We start from the raw sequence: 1359 nt of genomic DNA on the forward strand, positions 1-1359 counted from the left end.
CTCCTTGGTCGAATGGGAAATGGGCATTCTCATTGTCCGTCCGGTGTAAGGGGAGCAGGAAGAGGAAGGGTGGCCTCGGGGCGCTCGACCGCGGTGTCGACGGCATTGGTTCTGTCAACTCGATCCGGTCCCACCTGGCCGTGGCAGACGGGCCGGGCACCGGCATTCGGTGGTCAGGTTCCGTTGTCCTGGTCGCGAGGACCGGGCGCTGCCGTGGGCAACCCGGCTTCGCCGCCGGCCGTCGCCTGGCGCCCGCGAATCTGGACCACTTGTTTGACCGTGTCCGCACCGAAGTAGAAGACGACGACGGTTGCGGTGAGATAGGTGAAGTTACTGATGAGAGTCTGGGTCAGGGGAGAGAGCGCGTCCTGCTCGCTGGGTTGGACGTGCACCGCGTTGTTGAAGAAGGCGGACCATCCGACCATCACCAGATAGGTCACGACGAATGCCGCCGCGATCGCGTCGCGCATCGAGTTGGTGGTGGGATTGTCGCGCATCGAGTCGCGCTGAATGAGCCACACACACGTGAAGGTGATCACGCCGATCACCGCCGCACCCGCCTGCAGCGGCGTGTCGGACCGCTGGAAGTAGTAGTTCCACAGCGGTGCTCCTACCGCGACGACCAGATCACCGACGACGAGGAACACCACACGGACATCGGGCCTACTCATCGCCCAGTCCCACCCCCTGCCGGTGAAACACGATGTGACTGGGTAATTATGCGCCAGCGCCGGGCCGCACCGGTGAAGATTCGCAGGCGGGAGCGGAGCGGCGTGGCCGCCCGGAGCCGGGGTCCGGCACTGCCCGGAATGGCAGCGGCTCGCAATCTGGTAGCTGGAAACCGCATTTAGCTGACCTAACGAGCGTAACTTCGGGGGAACGCGGGGGTGCGGCGTCCGGTGTCCGGGGCGCAGTCGAGCGGAAGGTGCAGTGCTGTGTGTGCGACCGAGTGTGACCCGGATCGGGGCGACGATCAGGCCGACGAGTCGATCCGGTGGCCCGAACCCAGCCCCCTCGAACCCTGGTGGCAGGAGGTGATGTCCGGCTGCATCCGCGCCGGGTGCGGCGACGAGTCCGCCCGCAGCCCGGTCCGGGTCGCACCGGCGGAGGAGGCACCGACGGAAGAAGCATCACCCGAGGAGGCGCCGGCCGAAGAGGCGCCGGCCAGCTGACCCGAAGGCGCAATGTCACGGGCGGTGGCCGGATCCTCTGGTGGGGTGTCGCGTGGATCGCCAGGTCGGGCTGCGGTGTCTCGACGCTGAGAGGGGACGGTGGCATGGCGGGTGGCGCGGACCAGACGAACCGGAGGACGTCGGCGCCCGACACGGTCCGGCGCCGGGCCGGATCGGCGGCGGCCGG

At 67.9% G+C, this 1359-nt stretch carries 2 protein-coding genes; one reads left to right on the forward strand and one right to left on the reverse strand.

All coding sequences use genetic code 11. The annotated features are described in order from the left end of the window. Window positions 1-173 precede the first annotated feature (173 nt). Window positions 174-650: a hypothetical protein gene (locus ABD951_RS20880; protein ID WP_345349594.1), complete on the reverse strand. Its 477-nt coding sequence runs from the start codon at window positions 648-650 to the stop codon at window positions 174-176. Window positions 651-935: 285 nt separating this feature from the next. Here ABD951_RS20880 and ABD951_RS20885 point away from each other — a divergent pair, with 285 nt between their 5' ends. Further along, on the forward strand, window positions 936-1172 hold the full coding sequence (locus tag ABD951_RS20885; RefSeq protein WP_345349596.1) for a hypothetical protein: 237 nt from the start codon (window positions 936-938) through the stop codon (window positions 1170-1172). Window positions 1173-1359 lie beyond the last annotated feature (187 nt).

It is taken from the genome of Rhodococcus olei (genome assembly GCF_039540555.1).
Classification (GTDB): domain Bacteria; phylum Actinomycetota; class Actinomycetes; order Mycobacteriales; family Mycobacteriaceae; genus Rhodococcus_G; species Rhodococcus_G olei.